The 21,569-nt window shown below is 53.1% G+C and carries 16 protein-coding genes, 1 tRNA gene and 1 pseudogene; 17 read left to right on the forward strand and 1 reads right to left on the reverse strand.

From position 1 onward, the window contains the following. Positions 1–21 precede the first annotated feature (21 nt). Entirely contained in the window at positions 22–714 is a 693-nt protein-coding gene (locus ACZMIG_RS13495; RefSeq protein ID WP_021853419.1) for an MgtC/SapB family protein, read from the reverse strand. Positions 715–915: 201 nt separating this feature from the next. On the opposite strand from ACZMIG_RS13495, the gene mgtA reads away from it, so the two are divergent. From mgtA to ACZMIG_RS13580, 17 genes and pseudogenes are all read left to right on the forward strand, one after another. Next, positions 916–3,561 (forward strand): magnesium-translocating P-type ATPase, encoded by a 2,646-nt coding sequence (mgtA, locus tag ACZMIG_RS13500; RefSeq protein ID WP_418874880.1) that lies wholly within the window; start codon positions 916–918, stop codon positions 3,559–3,561. A gap of 4 nt (positions 3,562–3,565) precedes the next feature. Next, positions 3,566–4,615, forward strand: coding sequence for a carbohydrate porin (locus ACZMIG_RS13505; RefSeq protein WP_487889693.1), 1,050 nt, complete (start codon positions 3,566–3,568; stop codon positions 4,613–4,615). Between the two features lie 809 nt (positions 4,616–5,424). Next, positions 5,425–6,369, forward strand: a complete 945-nt coding sequence (locus ACZMIG_RS13510; RefSeq protein WP_021853422.1) for a DUF362 domain-containing protein — start codon at positions 5,425–5,427, stop codon at positions 6,367–6,369. 190 nt (positions 6,370–6,559) lie between these two features. Next, positions 6,560–8,428 (forward strand): TonB-dependent receptor plug domain-containing protein, encoded by a 1,869-nt coding sequence (locus ACZMIG_RS13515; RefSeq protein WP_443982604.1) that lies wholly within the window; start codon positions 6,560–6,562, stop codon positions 8,426–8,428. A 165-nt stretch (positions 8,429–8,593) separates the two neighbouring features. After that, positions 8,594–8,770 (forward strand): Sec-independent protein translocase subunit TatA/TatB, encoded by a 177-nt coding sequence (locus ACZMIG_RS13520; protein ID WP_021853424.1) that lies wholly within the window; start codon positions 8,594–8,596, stop codon positions 8,768–8,770. Next, a complete protein-coding gene (gene tatC / locus ACZMIG_RS13525; RefSeq protein ID WP_484449207.1) occupies positions 8,767–9,537 on the forward strand; it encodes a twin-arginine translocase subunit TatC in 771 nt (256 codons plus the stop codon). Before ACZMIG_RS13520 ends, tatC begins: the two co-directional genes overlap by 4 nt. A 26-nt stretch (positions 9,538–9,563) precedes the next feature. Continuing rightward, the gene (locus ACZMIG_RS13530) at positions 9,564–11,069 is read left to right on the forward strand and encodes a 4Fe-4S dicluster domain-containing protein (RefSeq protein WP_487889694.1); all 1,506 of its coding nucleotides are present in this window, start codon (positions 9,564–9,566) and stop codon (positions 11,067–11,069) included. Positions 11,070–11,116: 47 nt separating this feature from the next. Beyond that, positions 11,117–12,520, forward strand: a complete 1,404-nt coding sequence (locus ACZMIG_RS13535; protein WP_487889695.1) for an aldo/keto reductase — start codon at positions 11,117–11,119, stop codon at positions 12,518–12,520. After that, positions 12,513–12,926, forward strand: coding sequence for a DUF1893 domain-containing protein (locus tag ACZMIG_RS13540; protein WP_487889696.1), 414 nt, complete (start codon positions 12,513–12,515; stop codon positions 12,924–12,926). The genes ACZMIG_RS13535 and ACZMIG_RS13540 overlap by 8 nt, the downstream gene beginning before the upstream one ends. 52 nt (positions 12,927–12,978) lie before the next feature. Next, entirely contained in the window at positions 12,979–13,497 is a 519-nt protein-coding gene (locus ACZMIG_RS13545) for an ECF transporter S component (RefSeq protein WP_487889697.1), read from the forward strand. Positions 13,498–14,153: 656 nt separating this feature from the next. Then, positions 14,154–14,546 (forward strand): hypothetical protein, encoded by a 393-nt coding sequence (locus ACZMIG_RS13550; protein ID WP_487889698.1) that lies wholly within the window; start codon positions 14,154–14,156, stop codon positions 14,544–14,546. 216 nt (positions 14,547–14,762) lie between these two features. Continuing rightward, positions 14,763–16,811 (forward strand): TonB-dependent receptor plug domain-containing protein, encoded by a 2,049-nt coding sequence (locus ACZMIG_RS13555; RefSeq protein WP_487889699.1) that lies wholly within the window; start codon positions 14,763–14,765, stop codon positions 16,809–16,811. 67 nt (positions 16,812–16,878) lie between these two features. Further along, positions 16,879–17,151: pseudogene (locus tag ACZMIG_RS13560) on the forward strand (heavy-metal-associated domain-containing protein); the annotation flags it as partial. A 431-nt stretch (positions 17,152–17,582) separates the two neighbouring features. After that, positions 17,583–19,085, forward strand: coding sequence for a cobyric acid synthase (locus tag ACZMIG_RS13565; RefSeq protein ID WP_487889700.1), 1,503 nt, complete (start codon positions 17,583–17,585; stop codon positions 19,083–19,085). After that, the gene (locus ACZMIG_RS13570; protein WP_487889701.1) at positions 19,078–20,121 is read left to right on the forward strand and encodes an aminotransferase class I/II-fold pyridoxal phosphate-dependent enzyme; all 1,044 of its coding nucleotides are present in this window, start codon (positions 19,078–19,080) and stop codon (positions 20,119–20,121) included. The genes ACZMIG_RS13565 and ACZMIG_RS13570 overlap by 8 nt, the downstream gene beginning before the upstream one ends. Positions 20,122–20,142: 21 nt before the next feature. After that, positions 20,143–21,075, forward strand: a complete 933-nt coding sequence (gene cbiB / locus ACZMIG_RS13575; RefSeq protein WP_487889702.1) for an adenosylcobinamide-phosphate synthase CbiB — start codon at positions 20,143–20,145, stop codon at positions 21,073–21,075. 223 nt (positions 21,076–21,298) lie between these two features. Beyond that, a tRNA-Leu gene (locus ACZMIG_RS13580) sits at positions 21,299–21,380 on the forward strand. The last annotated feature ends 189 nt before the right edge of the window (positions 21,381–21,569 follow it).

Consider the following 21,569-nt stretch of genomic DNA (forward strand, 5'->3'; position numbering starts at 1 on the left):
GAAGGGCGCCAGCACGGACAATTACAATTCGCCGCCACGCAGTTCACGGCGATGCCAGCCTGCACTTATAACGCCGGCATGAGCCTGCAGCCGCCGTATTATCAGTTCTGACAAAGTCCTGTCATCACCACGTGCCTCAAAATCACAGAACACGACAAACACGCCATCAGCCTCCTTATAGAACAGTTCATTGACCCTTGCCTCGCCAAAAAGCAAGGTGTTCGTTATAATATTCCTTACGGCGTCAAGCGACTCCTTATCACATTCCACCTTTACGGTCAGCGACGCCGCCCCCTCAAACTTTGTTTCGATAAAATGGCATAAAGGCCTGAAAAGGCAATGAGTGACAAGCACACAGGCAACAAGGACCGCCAGCTCTGAGAAGAAGCCGACTCCGGCAAGAGTTCCGCATGCAGCAGAACACCATATCGTGGCAGCCGTATTGAGTCCTCTCACGTTGAATCCGTCTTTCAGAATAAGTCCTCCGCCCAAGAAGCCTATGCCCGAAACTATCTGCGCCGCAACTCTTGAAGGGTCGCCGTTTTGAGACGTTATGGCATACGACAACACCGTGAAAGCGGCAGACCCTACAGAAACAAGAATGTTGGTGCGCAGTCCGGCGTTGCGCTGCCTGCACTGACGCTCCAGCCCGATCAACGCTCCGGCCAGAAAAGCGCTGCCCATCCTTATCAGATAATCAACAAACAGAATCATAAGTTTTTTATGCAAAGTTAGCCCTGCGGCAGCAGAACGGCTGTTAGAAAATCATTAGACCCGGATTAAAATTTTATTAGAACTTTCTCTAATGATTTTCTAATACCGTTCTAATGACATTCTAACGGCCTTACAGAAAAACATTTCCGACTTTTGCAGCGCAAAAAAACAATAGTATTAATCTAAAAACACGGATACGCTATGTGGAAGAAAACGCGCAAGATGAAATTAGAATTCAATGCCGAGAAGATTTTTCTGGCATCAGAACTGCCTATGAGCTCTGTGTTCAGCTATTTCCAGACAGCCCCGCAGGGCCTGAGCAATGAGGAAGTGGAAAAAAGACAATCGCTTTACGGAAGAAACGAAGTGGAGCATGAAAAGAAGATGCATCCGCTGACAATGCTTATAAAGGCCTTTATAAATCCCTTCATCGGAGTGCTTACGGCTCTGATAATCATTTCGTATATTATTGATGTATATATCGCCGCTCCCGAGGAAAAAGACTTCACGTCGATAATTATCATAGCCTCGATGGTAATACTCAGCACCATTCTCCGCTTCTGGCAGGAATACAAGGCTAGCGTGTCGAGCGAGGCGCTGCAGAAGATGGTCACCAACACATGCACCGCTAAAAGAGACGACGGCACGGAACACGAGATCGGCATATCGTCGCTCGTGCCCGGAGACATCGTGAAACTGGCGGCAGGAGACATGATTCCGGCAGACATACGCATCATAGAGACGAAAGACCTCTTTGTAAGTCAGGGCACACTGACTGGAGAGTCGGAGGCTATAGAGAAGAGAGCGGAGGCAAGCGGAGGCGACAGCCGCGGGCGAAGCATAGTGGAACTTGAGAACATCTGCTTCATGGGCTCCAACGTGGTGAGCGGCTCTGCCACGGGCATCGTTGTGTCCACAGGCAACAACACGTATCTCGGCACCATAGCCCGGAGCATTGCCGGCCACCGTGCCTCTACCGCCTTCGACAAAGGCATTGCCAAGGTGAGCATGCTGCTGATACGCTTCATGCTGATAATGGTTCCGTTTGTATTTCTGGTGAACGGCCTGACAAAGGGCGAATGGCTCGACGCCTTCCTCTTTGCGGTGTCTGTAGCCGTGGGCCTTACGCCCGAGATGCTTCCGATGATCGTAACGGTCAACCTGTCGAAGGGTGCCGTTGCCATGTCGCGCAAGAAGACTATTGTGAAAGATCTCAACGCCATACAGAACTTCGGGGCCATGAACATACTGTGTACTGACAAGACCGGCACGCTGACCTGCGACCAGATTGTGCTCGAAAAGTATATAAACGCCGACGGCACAAGCGACAACAGCAGAAGGATACTGCGCCACGCCTACTTCAACAGTTTCTTCCAGACAGGACTGAAGAACCTTATGGACAAGGCCATACTGTCGCACGTAAGGGAGCTTGAGATGGAGTCTGTCAGGGAGAGCTACAAGAAGGTGGACGAGATACCCTTCGACTTCACGCGCCGCAGGATGTCGGTAGTGGTTGAAGACGTCAGCGGCAAGAGGCAGATAATAACCAAGGGTGCCGTAGAAGAGATGATGCAGATATGCTCGCACACCGAAGTGGGCAACTGTGTTGTGCCCTTCACGCCCGAACTAAGGGTAAAGGCATACGAGATAAGCAAGCGCATGAACCGCCAGGGACTGCGCGTGCTGGCCGTGGCACACAAGAGTTTTCTGAGCAAGGAGAACAACTTTGCCGTTGAAGACGAGAGCGGCATGGTGCTTATAGGCTTCCTGGCGTTTCTCGATCCGCCCAAGCAGTCGGCGGCCGGAGCCATAAGGCAGCTCCATGCCCACGGAATAGAGGTGAAGGTGGTGTCGGGAGACAACGACGCCGTTGTGCGCACGATATCAAGACAGGTGGGCATCGACACGACAAACGTGCTCACCGGTGCGGAGCTGAGCGCCATGAACGACGAAGAAAAGCGTGAGGCTGTGGCCAGGACAAGGGTGTTTGCCAAGGTTACGCCCATGCAGAAGACCGAGATTATAGCTCTGCTGCAGACTCAGGGCAACACGGTAGGCTTTCTGGGAGACGGCATCAACGACGCTGCAGCCCTGCGTCAGTCGGACATAGGCATATCTGTTGACTCTGCCGTAGACATAGCCAAGGAGAGCGCCGACATAATACTTCTGGAAAAAGACCTCATGGTGCTGGAGAACGGCGTGATAGAAGGACGCCGCACCTTCGGCAACATAATAAAGTATGTGAAGATGACCGCCGGCTCCAACTTCGGCAACATGTTCAGCGTGATGGCCGCAAGTGCCTTCCTGCCCTTCCTGCCTATGCTCCCGATACACCTGCTCGTGCAGAACCTTCTGTACGACATGTCGCAGACGGCCATACCGTTCGACCGCATGGACGACGACTATCTCAGCAAGCCGCGCCGCTGGGACGCCTCCGACCTGAGCCGCTTCATGATATACACGGGGCCCATAAGCTCCATATTCGACATCACCACCTATCTGCTCATGTGGCATGTGTTCGGGTGCAGCTCGCCCGGCGCACAGTCGCTGTTCCAGTCGGGATGGTTTGTAGAGGGCCTGCTGTCGCAGACACTCATCGTGCACATGATACGCACCAAGAAGATTCCGTTCATACAGAGCCGTGCGTCGTGGCCGGTGATGTGCATGACGCTGGCGATAATGGCGGCAGGAATAATAATACCCTTCACACGCTTCGGCTCGTGCATCGGCCTTACGCCCCTGCCTCTGTCCTACTTTCCCTGGCTGGCGGCAACGCTCATAGCCTACTGCGTGCTGACGCAGGTAGTGAAGGAATGGTATATCAGGCGGTTTAAGAGATGGCTCTGAGCAGATGAACAAGATTGCATGCCTCATCATCGCGGCGGCGGCATACGGCTGCTGCCGCGCCACGGCACAGGACATCAGCGCGCAACTTACAGCCGAGATGCAGGCCGACGCCGGGGGACACACCAACGTGTCGAGCCTGCTGCGCATTGACTTCACGCAGCCTTTATGCAAAGGCGTAAGGCTCGATATGGCTGTCATAAGCATAGCAAGGACGCGCAGCGGGGGCATAGACGGCAGCCGTCAGGGCTTCTCAAACATCGACGAAGACAACACCACGCTGGCTCCGGCCGTGGCCGGACTGACCTTTACATCGGGCGGCAGCATGCTGTTTGCCGGCATACGCAACATGAACGAAGACTACTTCACGTCGCACTTCATGTCTCTGTTCACCAACAGCTCGTGCGGCATATTCCCAACCATATCGGCCAACTACCGCATAGCCAACTATCCGCTGGCGTCCATGGGCATTCATCTTGAGCGGAAAATAAGGGAGCTGACCGTAATGGCATCGGTCTACAACGGCGTGGGATACAAGAGTTTTTCGGGCCGTCAGAATGTTTTCAGGCTTTGTCCTGAATCCGACGGACTGTTTTCAATATTATCCGTAAATTATCAAAACAATGGCAGCACTTTTAATATTGGAGCTAACCTGCATTATGGCAATAACGTGTCTTATGAGGAACTTGCAGGCACCGCGACGGCAGAAAAGGCGCAGAAAACGCAGAAGAAGACAGCAACAGGGGCTGTATGGGGATATGCCGAGCTGATGATTGCGCCACGGATGTGCGCCATCATGCAGTATTCGGCCAACCCGTCAAAGGGCGTCATCTGCCGGAGATATGCAGGCATAGGACTCGTAAGGACGATGCGCAATGCCGAACTGGGCGTCTTTGCCGACCGCGCCGTGTATAAGGACGAAACCGAATGGGCGGCGGAACTTACGTGCCGGATAAACTGCTTAGGCAGGGGATATCTGCAGCCTGCGATACATCTGATAAAGAACTCTGACGGGGCTTACTGCGCAGGACTGCTGCGGATGAGCTACACGATATGAACCGACGATGCTGACCGTGGCGGCGGAGCATGGCGGCTGTATAACGCCACGCATCATCAGCTGCATGTCAGCAACAGAAATGCGTGCCGTAGTGCATGTCTGAAATGCGAAAAAAACGTACAAAACGCCAACCGGTTAACGCTTCCAGAATAGCGATGCTCATCACGGCGCTGCTGTTTTGGCTAAAAAACGGCCAAAATAAGCATCTTCAGTTAAGTCGTTGATATATTGCGCTTTACATATTTTGCGCCGTCAACCGGCAGCTTTTAAAAGTGGAAATCAGGCATTTTTTATGCCAAAAGCTATGCTTTTGCAACACAAAATGTGCCCTTTGGGCATTCAAAACGTATGCTTTCATGGCGCGAAAAGTGCCTGTTCTGCATCATCATCACGCCAAAACGCAAACAGATGTTAACAAAGCAGCATCCTACGCCCTACCCGTTTAATCTTCATTAACTTTCAATTTTCCAGATAAGAAAAAACTTTTGTCCTGATATTTTACTTACGGACATGCCGGCGGCTGCATAAATCTGCAACGCGAATGCAACGGTCTGAAGCCGGCAGCGGCACACATATGCCATCAGCCGGTGAGGCAGACCGATGCATGCCGTTATCGGTAAAAACGACGCAAAAATAGGCATTTATGTAAAAATGGTACTTTTTTCTGTAATACGGATAGCGCGTCAACGGGATAATAAATATAACTTTGCAGAGCAAAGAGCAGCCGGAGCATGCACGGCAGACAGGCATACGGCGGCGCAACCGCTACCGGCAGGGACTGAAAAAACAACAAATAACACTATATGTATATGAAAACGTTAATAGCATTGGCAGCCGCGCTGCTGTTCAACTTGTGCGCGCAGGCTCAGCCTAAAGTTTACTTTACCAAAGAGATTTCGCCCGAAGCACTCGTGCGCATATACAAGGCCCTGGGCAAGGAGGCCAAAGGCCGAGTGGCCGTAAAGATAAGCACGGGCGAGGCCGGAGGCAACAATTATCTTAAGCCTACGCTCATACGCAACCTCGTAGACGAGGTGGGCGGCACCATCGTAGAGTGCAACACGGCATACGCCGGCAGCCGCAACACGTCAGAGGCTCACTGGAAAACGATACACGAGCACGGCTTCGACTCTATCTTTGCCGTCGACATCATGGACGAATACGGCGACATAAGGATTCCGGTGAAGGACAAGAAGCACATAAAATACGACATCGTGGGCGCACATCTGGCCAACTACGACTTCATGATAAACCTGGCCCACTTCAAGGGTCATGCCATGGGAGGCTTCGGCGGAGTGCTTAAAAACCAGTCGATAGGCGTGGCATCGAGCGCAGGCAAGGCGTACATACACACCGCAGGCAAAGTGCAGAGCCAGGAGGAGCTGTGGAACAATCTGCCCGCACAAGACTATTTTCTTGAGAGTATGGCGGCAGCTGCCCAGGCCGTGGCCGACTATTTCGACGGAAACATCATATACATCAACGTGATGAACAACATGAGCGTCGACTGCGACTGCGACAGTCATCCTGCCGCTCCGGCCATAAAGGACATGGGCATAATGGCATCGCTCGACCCCGTGGCACTCGACCAGGCATGCCTCGACAAGATTTTTAACCACAAAGCCTCTGCCGGCGACGACAACAAGCCGCTCATAGAGCGCATCAACCGCCAGCACGGCACCTACATAACCGACTATGCGGAGAAGATAGGGCTTGGCAGCAAGACCTACACTCTCGTAGATATAGACAATTAATAACTTCTTCTACAACTGAATGAGCCGGACGGGACCCGGCAGAACACCTGCTCCAATAGCCAGAATCGTTGAAATACCGACTGACAAGTCGAATCCTAATTTTGTCCTCCAACAACGGCTGACCGCAGGAGCCGGCATCTGCCTGTCCCACCGGCTTTTATCACAGACACATCATCAGCAAGACAAACTTATGAACAAGACATTTTTTTCAGCCTTATTCATCGCCTTAACTGTTACAACATCACACGCACAGACCGACTCGCTCACATATCAGCTCGACAACATTGTCGTAACGGGCACGCGCAGCACAGCCAGCATAGGACATCTGCCTGCCACGGTTACGGTGGTAGGCCGCGAGACTCTCACAGAGACTCAGCGCACAAGCGTGCTGCCCACCCTTGCCGAATATGTGCCCGGACTGTTTGTCACCTCGCGCGGAATGCTCGGCTATGGCGTAAGCGACGGTGCTGCCGGCACGATCTCTATGCGCGGACTCAGCAGCTCGCAGGGCCGCTTCATGGTGCTCATCGACGGCCATCCGCAATATCAGGGCATCTTCGGCCACTCCATAAGTGACTCTTATCAGACCATGCTGGCCGACCATGTCGAGGTGATGCGCGGCCCGGCCTCAACGCTCTACGGATCCAACGCCATGGGCGGAGTTATAAACATCGTAACCAGAAAGATGAAGTCAGACGGCGTAAAGACCGACGTACATCTCGGCGGAGGCTCTTACGGCACGTTCCAGGGCGAGCTGACCAACCGCATAAGGAGCGGCAGGTTTTACAGCGTTGCATCAGGACAATATGCCCGCACCGACAACAACAGGCCGCGCATGGGCTTCGAGCAATATGGCGGATACGTCAAGCTGGGCTACGACATGTCGCAACATTGGTCGGCATACGCTGACATCAACCTCACCCACTTCAACGCCTCTTATCCCGGAAGCGTGCAGGTGCCCGTCTATGACGCACGCCAATGGATTACGCGCGGCGTGGCATCTGTAGTTGTGAGCAACGACTACGGCAGCACATCGGGAGCCGTCAGCGCCTACTACAACTTCGGACGGCACAAGATCAACGACGGATATGAGGACGGCGAGCAGCCCAAGGACTATTACTTCAGGTCGGACGACGCCCTTGCCGGACTGTCTGTATACCAGAACATCAGGCTGCTGCGGGGCAACCTGACCACCATAGGACTCGACTATCAGCACATCTACGGCAAGGCCTGGAACCGCGACAGGGCTTCGGGCGAAACCACTTCAGTCATAGGTCATGAGAATGAGAACGAGATAGCAGGCTACGTTGACATAAGCCAAGACCTGCTTTCGTGGCTCACACTGAGTGCAGGAATACGCCTCGACCACCACTCGCAGTCGGGCACTGAGTGGATTCCGCGCGGCGGCATTGTGTCGAGAGTTATAAGAAACGGCGAGATAAAGGCCATGGTGAGCAAGGGTTTCCGCAATCCGTCGATACGCGAGATGTATTTCTGGAAGCCCGCCAACGACGAGCTGCGCCCCGAACGCATAATGAACTACGAGCTGTCGTGGTCTCACAAGCTGCCGTCGGCAGGCCTAAGCTACGGCGTCAACCTCTATTACATGAAGGGCAGCAACATCATCCAGCAGCAGATGGTGGACGGACGGCCAATGAACGTGAACACGGGAGCCATTGAAAACAGCGGCGCCGAACTCGACCTTAGCTGGAGAATAAACAGCTGCTGGCAGGTGAACGGCAACTACAGTCTGCTGCACATGCACAATCCTGTTGTGGGAGCGCCCGAGTCTAAGCTGTGGCTCGGAGCTAACTATAAGTCGGGACGATGGAACGTAAACGGCGGACTGCAGTATATCAGCGGCCTTTACACCCAGACCGGCGCCGACGAAGTGAAGGAAAACGTTGCCCTGCTCAACGCCACCGTAAGCTACAGAGCTTGCCGCATGATGCAGCTGTGGGTAAAGGGCGAGAACCTTCTGGCACAGAAATATGAAATCAACTACGGCTACCCTATGCCAAAGGCAACGTTCATGGCAGGCGTAAACCTGTCTTTCTGAATGTAGCCGCCAGCCCGGACGATATCCCAGACATTCACTGCCGGCTAAAAGCGGATTACAGAATAATAAAAAAAATATAAACTTACACCGCCTAATGGGCGCAAAGAGAGAGAATAAAAAGAATTTATATTATTTTTGCATTGCGAACAAAACAAGAAAAACATTATGATTGGAACACCTGAACTTATTTTAATCGTGCTGGCGCTGGTGCTGCTCTTCGGCGCAAAGAAGATACCCGAACTGATGAAGGGTCTCGGACAAGGCGTCAAGAGCTTTAAGGACGGCATGAACGGCAAGATAGACGACACTGCTGAAGACAAGGAGAAGAAGAAGGACGAATGAGCAACGCTGAAAGCAACAGCGGCACGCCGCAGACGTTCTGGGATCATCTCGAGGAGTTAAGGGGGTGCATCCTGCGCATGCTTGCGGCGGCAGCAGCGGCAGCGGCCGCAGCCTTCGGCTTCAAGGAAGAGCTGTTCGGCATAGTGCTTGCTCCTGCCGACCCTGACTTCATAACCTACAGGATACTGGGCGCGGAGCCGTTTAAGTTTCAACTGATAAACACGGGGCTGACAGAGCAGTTCATGATACATCTGAAGACGGCGCTGGCCGCAGGTCTGCTCATAGCCTCGCCCTACATTCTGTATCTGCTGTTCAGATTTGTGTCTCCGGCTCTGTATGACAACGAGCGGCGCTACTCTGTAAGCATCACCCTTTGGGCCTACGCCATGTTCCTCATGGGCGTTGCCGTCAACTATTTTGTAGTGTTTCCTCTCACCGTCCGTTTTCTCGGCACCTATCAGGTAAGCGCTGCAGTGATGAACATGCTCAGCATAAGCTCGTATATGGACACCCTCCTGGGCATGAGCCTCGTCATGGGCGCCGTGTTCGAGATACCGGTGATAAGCTGGCTTCTGGCCCGCTTCGGACTTCTGAAGGCCCGCTGGATGTCACACTATCGCCGCCACGCCATAATAGTGACACTCATCCTTGCCGCCGTGATAACGCCTACATCCGACATGTTCACCATGCTTATTGTCTCGCTGCCTATATGGCTGCTCTATGAGGCAAGCATAATGATAGTGAGAATTACCGAAAAGAAACAATAATAATCTGAAAACAATATCTATAAACCATGCTAAGGAAAATAAGAATCTTGCTGGCAGCAGTAACCTTCACTCTGATTACGCTGCTCTTTCTCGACCTGACAGGCTCGCTGCACGCATGGCTCGGATGGCTGGCCAAGATACAGTTCTGGCCTGCCGTGCTGGCATTGAACGTGGCTGTAGTGGCCGGTCTTCTGATTTTAACACTGATATTCGGGCGCATCTACTGCTCCGTAATATGTCCGCTGGGCATAATGCAGGACCTCATATCTGCCCTGCACGGCAGACGAAAGCGCAATCGCTTCAGCTTCTCGCCCGAAAAGCGCTGGCTGCGCTACGGCGTGCTGGTGGTGTTTCTTGCGTCATGCGTTGCCGGAATCAACGTAATCGTGTCGCTGCTTGCGCCCTACAGTTCTTACGGCCGTATGGTCAACAGCATCTTGCGCCCCGTATGGACGGCAGGCAACAACGTGCTGGCATCGCTTGCCGAGCGCATGGACAGCTACGCTTTCTACAGCGTTGACGTGTGGATGCGCAGTCTGCCTACGCTCATAATTGCCGCCGTAACGTTCGTGATAATTGCCGTGCTGGCATGGCGCGGGGGCAGAACTTACTGCAACACGATATGCCCCGTGGGCACAATTTTGAGTTTCTTTGCACGTTTCTCGTGGTTCAAGATCAGCATTGACGGCGACAAATGCGTAAGCTGCCGCCTCTGCGAGAAGAACTGCAAGGCGTCGGCCATCAACGTAAAAACCGGCCGCATTGACTATAGCCGCTGCGTGGTGTGCGGCAACTGCATAGGCAAATGTAATAAGGATGCCATAAGATATGTTCACCCGGCTAAAGCTGAGGCACGCAAAGCAGAAGCCAAGCATGAAGGAGGAGACGAAAGCAGCAGCGTTGACAGCGGCAGAAGATCGTTCCTGCTCGGTGCAGCAATGGCAACTACGGCTGCCGCGCTGGCTCAGGAGAAGAAGAAGGTGGACGGCGGACTGGCTGTTATTGAGGACAAGGTGCAGCCCGAACGCGCCACACCGATAACTCCTCCCGGCTCTATGTCTGCACGCCACATGGCCCAGCACTGCACGGCATGCCAGCTCTGCGTGTCGGCATGCCCCAACGACGTGTTGCGCCCGTCATCTGACTTGTCAAAACTGATGCAGCCTACAATGTCGTATGAGCGCGGCTACTGCCGTCCCGAATGCACCCGATGCAGCGATGTGTGCCCTACGGGTGCCATCAAGCCGATAACACGCGAGGACAAGTCGGCCACACAGATAGGACATGCCGTGTGGATAAAGAAAAACTGCGTGAGCGTTACTGACGGCGTTGCCTGCGGCAACTGTGCCCGCCACTGCCCCATGGGAGCAATAACGATGATACCGCTCCACCCCGGCACCGACTCAAAGCTGACCATTCCTGCCGTGAACGAGGCGAGATGCATCGGCTGCGGAGCGTGCGAAAACCTCTGTCCGGCACGTCCGTTCAGCGCCATATATGTTGAGGGACACGAAGTTCACCGCACAGTATAGCTTCACCCCGATGTCTCTTTATCAACAACTAAAAAACAATTACCGTTATGAGTAAAGACATAAACAGAAGAAGTTTTCTGAAACTTCTCGGAGGCGGAGCCGTGGCCACATCGGCACTGCTCACCGCCTGCAAGGGCAACGACAATAAATCCACTGCCGCCAAGGAACCGCCCAAGGGCAAGATGACCTACCGCACCAACCCCAAGACCGGCGAGAAGGTGTCTATCCTGGGTTACGGCATGATGCGCCTGCCGGTGGTGGGAGGCAACGCCAAGAAGAAAGGAGGCGAGATTACGCCCATAGACCAGGAAATGGTGAACCGTCAGATTGACTACGCGCTGGAGCACGGCGTCAACTACTTCGACACGTCACCAGCCTACTGCCAGGGACAGTCGGAGCGTGCCACGGGCATTGCCCTGAAGCGCCATCCGCGCAACAAATACTTCATTGCCACCAAGCTCTCCAACTTTAACCCCGAGACATGGACGCGCAAGGCATCTATCGAGATGTTTGAAAACTCACTGAAGGAGCTTCAGACCGACTATGTCGACTATATGCTGCTGCACGCCATCGGTGAAGGCAAAGACTCGCTTGCCACATTCAACGGCCGCTATATGGACAACGGCATACTCGACTGGCTCGTGGAGCAGCGCGAGAAGGGACGCATACGCAACCTCGGCTTCTCTTATCACGGCGATGTCAAGATATTCGACCTGATGCTAAAATGGCACGACGAAGGCAAGTATCATTGGGACTTCGTGCAGATAGAGCTTAACTATCTCGACTGGAACTACGCCAACGAAATCAATCCCGTGAACACTGATGCCGTATATCTATACAACGAACTGAAGAAACGCAACATACCGGCAATAATCATGGAGCCGCTGCTGGGCGGACGACTCGCCAACGTGCCCGACCCTATCGTGGCCAAGATGAAGGAGCGCGAGCCCGAGAACAGTGTGGCCAGCTGGGCATTCCGCTTTGCGGGCACTCCCGACGGCGTGCTAACCGTGCTGAGCGGCATGACGTATATGGAGCACCTGAAAGACAATCTCTGCACCTACTCGCCGCTGAAACCGCTCACAAAGGAGGAAGAGGCGTTCCTGATGGAGATTGCTAACGACATATACAACCTGGACACTATACCCTGCAACGCATGCAACTACTGCATGCCCTGCCCCTACGGCATAGACATACCGGCGGTGCTGTCTCACTATAACCGTTGCATTAATGAAGGCAACATACCCAACAAGGGCAGCCAGGACCCCGACTACCGCCGTGCGCGCCGCGCCTTCCTCATAGGCTACGACCGCAGCGTGCCGCGCCTGCGCCAGGCATCCCACTGCATTGGCTGCGGCCAGTGTGTTGAACATTGTCCGCAGGGCATCAAGATTCCGGAAGAGATGCACCGCATTGACAAATTCGTGGAGGAGCTGAAGCAGAATGGATAAGCTCATCAGCATGCTCGGCCATGACGGCTGCCGCGGAGTGATGCGCTCACCGGGCGGCAAGACCATTGTGTTCAGACGCAGGGGAGTGGTAGACCTCTTCGATGCCGTAACCTCTCATCCCGACCTTACACAGGGCGCCTCGGTGGCCGACAAGGTTATCGGACTTGGTGCGGCTTTCCTGCTCGTCAAGGGCGGCGTGGCCGAAGTATATGCCGAAGTCATTAGCCGGCCGGCTGTCAGCAAACTGCAAGATGCCGGAATAAGCCTTAGCTACGGCAAGACTGTAGACCACATAATCAACCGCGAAGGCACCGGAATATGCCCCGTTGAACAACTGACATCTACAGCCCAATCGGCCGACGAGGCATGGAAACTGATTAAAGAATTCATAAAGCGTAATTCATAATTCACAATTCATAATTAATAATTCATAATTAATAATTCACAATTCATAATTAATGGAAACAACAATATCACAGATACAACAGCTCAGCTACCGCGAGGGCAAGACCTACGCCCTGGCTGCTGCGTTCGTGGCAGGCAACATCCTGCTGCCTCAACTGTGCCACATGCTGCCGCAGGGCGGACTGGTGTGGCTGCCTATCTACTTTTTCACGCTCATTGCAGCCTACCGCTACGGCATCACCGCCGGACTGCTCACGGCCATAGCCTCGCCGTTGGTAAACAATATGATGTTCGGCATGCCGCCGGCACACATGCTGCCGATAATATTAATAAAGTCGGGCCTGCTCGCCCTTGCCGCTGCAGCCGTTGCTTCGCGCTGCAAGAAGGTAAGCATAGTAGCCGTGGCAGCAGCTATTGTGATATACCAGGCCATAGGCACAATGGCCGAATGGGGCATGACTGGCTCGATGGCTGCCGCCCTTCAGGACCTGCGCCTCGGCTGGCCCGGTCTGCTCGTTCAGCTGTTCGGCGGATTTGCCCTGCTGAAACTCATGGCACGCAAGGCCCGTTGACAAGACAACGCACAGCATATCGCAGACAAAAAGACAAGATAATAGGACAAGAAGTCTTTTTAGATAAAAACCTGCCACTCGCCACATCTGCAAGTAACTCCCCAAAAAGTTGCTTAAAGATGTGGCGAGTTGTTTTTTACTCCATCACGAAACACCAAAAAGACGCCTGCCAAAACAGCCTGTCATATAAAACGGCAAAAAATCATAAGAAAAACGCACCGTTTTCATTAACAAACACTCAAAACAAAAGCAAATAAAACGCCGACCGTAAGCAAAACAAAGTGTATTGCTTTCAAATCATTAACCTATCGTTTACGGGTCGGAAACGGGCCACTTTCACATCAAAAGTGGCCTGTTTTTTCATCAAAAACAAGTGCTTTATAACTCCCCAGACACACGTTCTCAAAATATGCCCGAGCTGCCTGCAATTAATACGCAATCTGCATATACCATTTTCTCACTGCATCCGCAATATTATCAGCACAAAACAGCTATACCGAAATCATTATTTTGTCTGTGAAGTTTATAAAAAAAATTAATTTGCTTTGCATTGTAAGGCTCATGCTATATATTTGCACAAAAAATTTTCATTAACGCAGCAAGGGCTGAAGCAACATCCCGGCTTGTTTAACACTGTCACATAACGCACAAAAGAAATGATGAAACGCCAAGGCAACATACTGATATGCATGCTGCTGTCACTGATGATGGTGGCCGGCGGGGCTGGTTTTGTGATTGTGAAATGCTGCTGCAAGGGCAACACGGTGCAGACCGAATGCCGCAGCACATGCTGCCGGCAGTGCGACAGGCTGCACATGGAAGCCAAGTCGTGTGCCGAAACAGTGGTGATGAAGCTGTGGCCGACAACCACGGGACAGCAAAAGCCGGCAAGCGTGCCTGACGCTCAGGCCACGATGCTGCCGCCATACAGCATTGCCTCATACTGTCAGGCGCCCGCTTCAACATATCTCATCTGCCGGTATGCGCCAAGACTGCTGCACGCTCCGCCACGGCTATATCTGGCCATGATAAGAGTGCTGATAATCTGATTTTATCCTGTTTTTTTATCATAATATTTTTTACTTACCCTTAAGTCAGGCGCCCAAGCATGCGCGCCTGACCATATCATGCCTGGCTGAAGCCTCTGCTGCTACGAGGCAGCACCAAGGCACGACGGGGCGACAAAGACATAACGGCTGAGGCACAGACAGCACGCAGCCGAAAACTAAAGAACAATAAAAAACGGATAAAAGCAAGAATTACAGATGAACATAAGACTTACAGCTGCAGGAGCCGCACTGGCAGCCTGCACCACAATATGCGCCGGCAACGGCACGGCCTCACTGGCCACAGACAGCATAAGCCATAATGACAGCATACACCGCGAAAGCTCGCTGGGCGAGGTGGCTGTGGTGGCGCGCCGCGCCGGAACGACACGTATGGGCGGAGCCGTAAACGGATTCAACCTGAACCGCGAGGAGCTGTTCCGCGCGGCATGCTGCAACCTTGGCGAGAGCTTCACCACCAACCCTGCCGTAGACGTGAGCTACAACGACGCCACGACGGGCGCAAGGCAGATAAAACTGCTGGGACTGGCCGGCACCTACGTGCAGATGATGACCGAAAACATGCCCAACTTCCGCGGTGCGGCAGCGCCCTATGCGCTGGGCTACGTGCCCGGCCCCTGGATGAAGGGCATACAGGTGTCTAAGGGTGCGGCGTCGGTGAAGAACGGCTACGAGGCCATAACAGGACAGATAAACGTAGACTACAAGAAACCCGAGGACGAAGAGGGCATAGAGGTAAACCTCTTCGGCGACACAAAGAGCCGCATAGAGGCCAACGCCGATGCCAACCTGCACATAAACAAGCAGTTGAGCACGGAGGTGCTGATGCACTACGAGAACAGCTTTGAGAATCACGACGACAACGGCGACGGCTTCTACGACAAGCCGAAAGTGGAGCAGTATAACCTGCAGAACAGATGGCTCTGGGCAGGAGAAAAGTATATATTCCACGGAGGCATAGGCGCACTGAAAGAGCACCGCAACGGCGGACAGACAGGCCACCGCGGCAACGACGGCGCCGAACTGTTCAGGATAGGGCTCGACACGGAGCGGTATGAAGCCTACATGAAGCACGCCTTCATCATAGACCGCCACAAGGGCACCAACATAGCCCTCATGGCATCGGGCTCGATGCACATGCTCGACGCCGGATACGGACACAAGACGTATGACGTGAACGAGAAGAACGTGTATGCGTCGCTGGTGTTTGAGACCAACTTCACAAAGATGCACAACTTGTCGGCCGGACTGAGCCTCAACCACGACTATCTGGGACAGACCGTGCGCATGGTGAACGACAAGGAGGCATCGCCCGTAAGGATGAACGAGAAGGAGACCGTGCCCGGCATATATGCCCAATATACATTCAACCTCGACCACCGGCTGACAGCCATGGCGGGCATAAGGGCCGACCACAGTTCAGTGTACGGCACATTCGTAACGCCGCGCCTGCACCTGAAATACATGCCCAGCGACATGCTTACGCTGCGCCTCTCGGCTGGCAAGGGCTACCGCACACCGCACGCTCTGGCCGAAAACAACTATCTGCTGGCGAGCGGACGCCGGCTCGTGATAGACGACCTTGAGCAGGAGGAGGCATGGAACTACGGGGCGAGTGCCGCACTGAACATTCCGCTGCTGGGCGAGACGCTGAAGCTCAACGCCGAATACTACTACACACGCTTCATGGCGCAGGCCGTAACCGACTATGACACCGACCCGGGCGTGATACACATAGGCAACCTGAACGGCAAGTCGTATTCGCACACGCTGCAGATAGACGCCACCTACCCCATATTCAAGGGCATGACGCTCACGGCAGCCTACCGTCTGAACGACGTGAAGACCACCTACGGCGGCCGACTGCTCGAAAAACCGCTGACAAGCAAATACAAGGGACTTATCACGGCATCATACAAGACGCCGCTCGGCCTGTGGCAGTTTGACGCCACGCTGCAGCTCAACGGCGGCGGACGGATGCCCGATCCTTACGAACTGCCGGACGGCACAATGTCGTGGAACAAGCGCTTCGGCTCATACGAGCAGCTCAGCGCACAGATAACGCGCTGGTTCCGCCACTGGTCGGTATACGTCGGAGGCGAAAACCTTACCGGCTTCACCCAGAAGACATCTATCTACGGTGCCGACAATCCCTGGGGCACGGGCTTCGAGCCTACGCTTGTATGGGGCCCCGTGCACGGCCGTATGTTCTATGCCGGAGTGAGGATAAACATCGGAAGGATGTAGTAAGCCGAACAAAGTACAGACAAATTATCATACAAAAAATAAAACCAAACAAATAAGACAGAAAGTTATGAAACGACATTTTTTATTATTGACCTTGGCGCTGTGCGCTATCACAAGTTTTGCCAAAGACATCAAGACCATCATCGTAACCACAAATCCGCAGATGCACTGCGAGGCATGCGAGAACAAGATTAAGAGCAACATGCGCTTCGAGAAGGGCATAAAGGCAATAGAGACAAACATTAGCCGGCAGGAGGTTACACTGACCTACGACGCCGACAAGACAACGCCCGAAAAACTGATGAAGGGCTTTGAGAAAATCGGATACACGGCCACCGTTAAGACCGGCTGCGACAAGAAGCAAACTTGCTGCGAGAAACAGCAGGCCAGTTGCGGACAAAAGCAGAATTGCTGCGACAAGGCACAGGCGGGCTGCAGCAAACAACAGACAAACTGTGAGAAGAAACAGAACTGCTGCGACAAGCAACAGACAGAATGTAAACAAGACTGCAAGAATTGCAGCAAAACCGAATGCTGTAAGAAGAAGTAAAACGCAGACAGGCTGATACATAAATAACTCAATGGGGGATGCAACTGCCGGATTAAACATCGGTAGACGCATCCCCCGATTATTTTATATTTGCCTGATTGACCGTATAAGTTACACGGCGGTTTTCAACAAAAAAGCGCAACACAGCAGTATGTTCTGATTTTTATCCGTAACTTTGCATTTTGGAACATAGATAAAAATCTTACTTAAGGAAAGTAAAAATGAAGAAACTTCACCCCATAATGTTCGCAGGAACAGGCAGCGACGTAGGCAAGAGCGTTGTGGCGGCCGGTTTCTGCCGCATATTCAAACAGGACGGATACTGTCCGGCACCATTTAAGGCGCAAAACATGGCGCTCAACTCTTATGCCACGCCCGACGGGCTGGAGATAGGAAGAGCGCAGGCCGTGCAGGCCGAGGCGGCAGGACTCAGTCCGCATACGGACATGAACCCGCTGCTGCTGAAACCTCAGACCGACAAGACGTGTCAGGTGGTGCTCAACGGACGGCCAATAGGCAACCGCGACGCCTACAGCTACTTCAACCCCAAGGGGCGCGACGTGCTGCGCAACGAGGTGAACGCCGCATTCGACAGACTCAACAGCCGCTACAATCCTGTTGTCATGGAGGGCGCCGGAAGCATATCGGAGATTAACCTGCGCGAGACTGACCTCGTGAACATGCCGATGGCAATGTATGCAGGAGCCGACGTGATACTCGTTGCAGACATCGACCGCGGGGGAGTGTTCGCCAGTGCCTACGGCTCGGTGATGCTTCAGCGTCCCGAAGAGCGCAAGCGCATAAAGGGCATACTGATAAACAAGTTCAGAGGCGACATCAGACTGTTTGAACCGGGCGTCAAGATGATTGAGGAACTGTGCGGAGTGCCCGTCATAGGTGTGCTGCCCTACTTCAAGGACATCTTCGTAGAGGAGGAAGACAACCTGCAGCTGGCGTCGAAGGCACGCCATGCATCCGGCAACGGCAAGGTGAGCGTGGCAGTGGTGCTGCTGCGCCACATAAGCAACTTCACTGACTTCAACATGCTTGAGCGTGACAGTCGTGTAAATCTTTATTATGCCGACAGCGCCGAAGACATAAGCAAGGCCGACATCATAATAATTCCGGGCAGCAAGAGCACCCTGGCCGACCTCAGCCTTCTGCGCAAGAGCGGCATGGCACAGGCCATAATCAAGGCTGCCGAAAACGGAAAGACCGTTGTGGGCATCTGCGGCGGCTACCAGATGATGGGCACAATGATAAGCGACCCCGAAGGCATTGAGGGCAGCATAAGCGGCATGCCCGGACTGGGACTGCTGCCCATGCACACCGTGATGAACCGCGAGAAGACAACAAAACAGGTAAGATTCGGCCTCAACGGCAGCGGCAGCTGCGACATGGAGGGCTACGAGATACACAACGGGCGCACCGAGGCCGACAGCGGCAGCAGCATAAGGCCGCTTTGCACACGGCAGGACGGCACGCACGACGGATGCATCGCAGGCGAAAGGTGCATGGGAACTTATATCCACGGCATATTGGACAACAGCGAATTTGTTGACTTTCTGCTGAGTCCCTACACACAGGAGGAACACTCAAAGAGCGAAACGGACAACTGGAAGGAGTTTAAAGACGAACAATACGACAAACTGGCCGAGCTGATACGCCGCAACGTGGACATGAAACTGGTTTACGAAATTCTGCAAAACGACAACGATGATTAACGGACACGGAGACGACCTGTATAAATATAATGTGGAAGTGAAGTCGAACTTCAGCTCTAACATCTACTCGCACGCCGACCTGAGCGGTCTGAAAAAGTATCTGGCCGGCCGCATGGACGTAATAGGCAGCTATCCCGAGCCTGAACCTTACTCGCTCGAAAAGGCTCTGGCTGAAGAATGTGGTATAAAGGCGAACGAGATTATGGTTACCAACGGAGCAACCGAAGCCATCTACCTGGCGGCAAGGCTCACTAACGAGAAACTTGCCGGCAGCGGCATCAATCTGATCAGCATGCCGACATTCAGCGAATATGCCGACGCATGCAGGATGGCCGGAGGCAAGACCATGAGCAGCGAAAGCGGATACAGAGGCGAGGCAACTCACTGGATGTGCAACCCGAACAACCCTACGGGCACCGTTATCAGCGGAAAAGAACTGCTGAACATAGCCGCAGAAAGCAAGGACGACATCTTCGTGATAGACCAGAGCTATGAACACTACACCACCCTCAGGCTGATTTCTGACCGCGAGGCTGCCGACGCTGGCAACATCATCCTGATACACTCCATGACAAAACAGTTCTGCATACCCGGACTGCGGCTCGGATACGTAACGGCAGCGCCGCAGCTAATCAGCCGGCTGAAGGCCCTGCGCCATCCGTGGAGCGTAAACGCACTGGCCATCGAGGCGGGACTTTACCTCATACAAAACAAAGAAAAGGCGATATCTGATGTCGGCGGTCTGCTCGACGAGGCGCAGAGACTGAGAAACGAGCTGAACAAGATTGACGGAGTGAGCGTCAGACCGACGATGACAAACTTTATGCTCGCAAGCCTTAAGGGGCGCAAGGCTGCCGACCTGAAGGAGTTTTTGGTGAACAGCTACGGCATACTGATACGCGACGCGTCTAACTTTGAAGGTCTCGACAGCTCGTATTTCAGGGTGGCGGCACAGACACGCACCGAAAACGACATGCTCGTAATGGCGATAAAAGACTTTATGAGTCACGACTGTTACAGACAACAAGACAAATAACGCAACTGCATAAGAAACAAAATGACACCTATAATATCAATAATAGCCGGATGGACGGCCGACCGTCTGCTTGGCGACCCAGAGCGTCTGCCCCACCCCGTCGTGTGGTTTGGCAAGGCCATAGCAGCAGGCGAACGCCGGCTAAACAAAGGCAACCACCGCAAAGCAAAGGGAGCCGCAATGTCTGTCTCGCTCACGATAATCACCTTTGCCGTTACGGCGGCGATAATAATGCTCGCCGAGATGCTGTCTCACACGGCAGCCATCATCATCCAGGCCTTGCTGATATTCTATTGTCTTGCCGGACAGACGCTGATAAAAGAAGTGAAGGGCGTGTTCGAGGCACTCGACACATCACTCGACTGCGGACGCAAGCAAGTGTCGAGGATTGTCGGACGCGACACATCACAGCTTACCGACAACGAGGTAAGAAAAGCAGCACTCGAAACTCTTGCCGAAAATCTCAGCGACGGAGTAATCGCTCCGGTGTTCTGGCTCATAGTTCTCGGCGTGCCGGGCATGATGGCGTATAAGATGATAAACACACTCGACTCGATGATAGGCTACCACACCGAGCGCTATAAAGACTTCGGTATGATGGCGGCGCGCACCGACGACGCAGCCAACTTCCTGCCGGCACGGCTCACGGCACTGCTCATGGTGCTCATGTCCGGAAGGCCTTCGCTGCTCAAGTTTGTTGCAACAAACGGACGCAAGCACGCAAGTCCGAACAGCGGCTACCCCGAAGCAGCCCTGGCAGGAATACTAAACTGCCGCTTCGGCGGAGGCCACACCTACTTCAACGAATATTTCTACAAGCCCTACATTGGCGACAACGAACGACAACTGACAACTGAAGACATGAGAAAAGCCGTAAAGATAAGCCGCAGGACAGAGCTGGCAATGCTGCTGATAACTCTTGCAGCGGAAATTGCACTTGTGGCAATAATATAAAGGCATTGGCCTCTCAATCCGGATAATTGCAACCGGCAAAACATCGGTAAAACGGCAACATACATAAGAAAAGGAACACCAGAAGAATAAAAAATAGTCAAAAACCCATAAATATCCTTGGTTTTTACACAAAAAGGATGTACCTTTGCAAAAGTTTTTGCGAAAAGCTCAAAACATGACGTAAACGCTCATGCTTTATGCCGCAGCAAAACATAAAAAGTCTGCGCCTGTGGCGGAATTGGTAGACGCGCTAGACTTAGGATCTAGTGTCCCGCGACGTGTAGGTTCGAGTCCTATCAGGCGCACAGATATAAAAAAGAGGTGAAATGTCTTCAACGACTTTTTACCTCTTTTATTTTTTATATATCACCCAAAACAACACTTCCGTTTATCAGGCTCACCCGATAAATAGTGGGGAAAGAAAAAAAATCTTATCTTTGCATCATGGAAAATTCAATGTTAGAGTCTTTGGTAAGCTTCATGCTGCCATCCAA

The organism is Xylanibacter sp. (assembly GCF_057607445.1).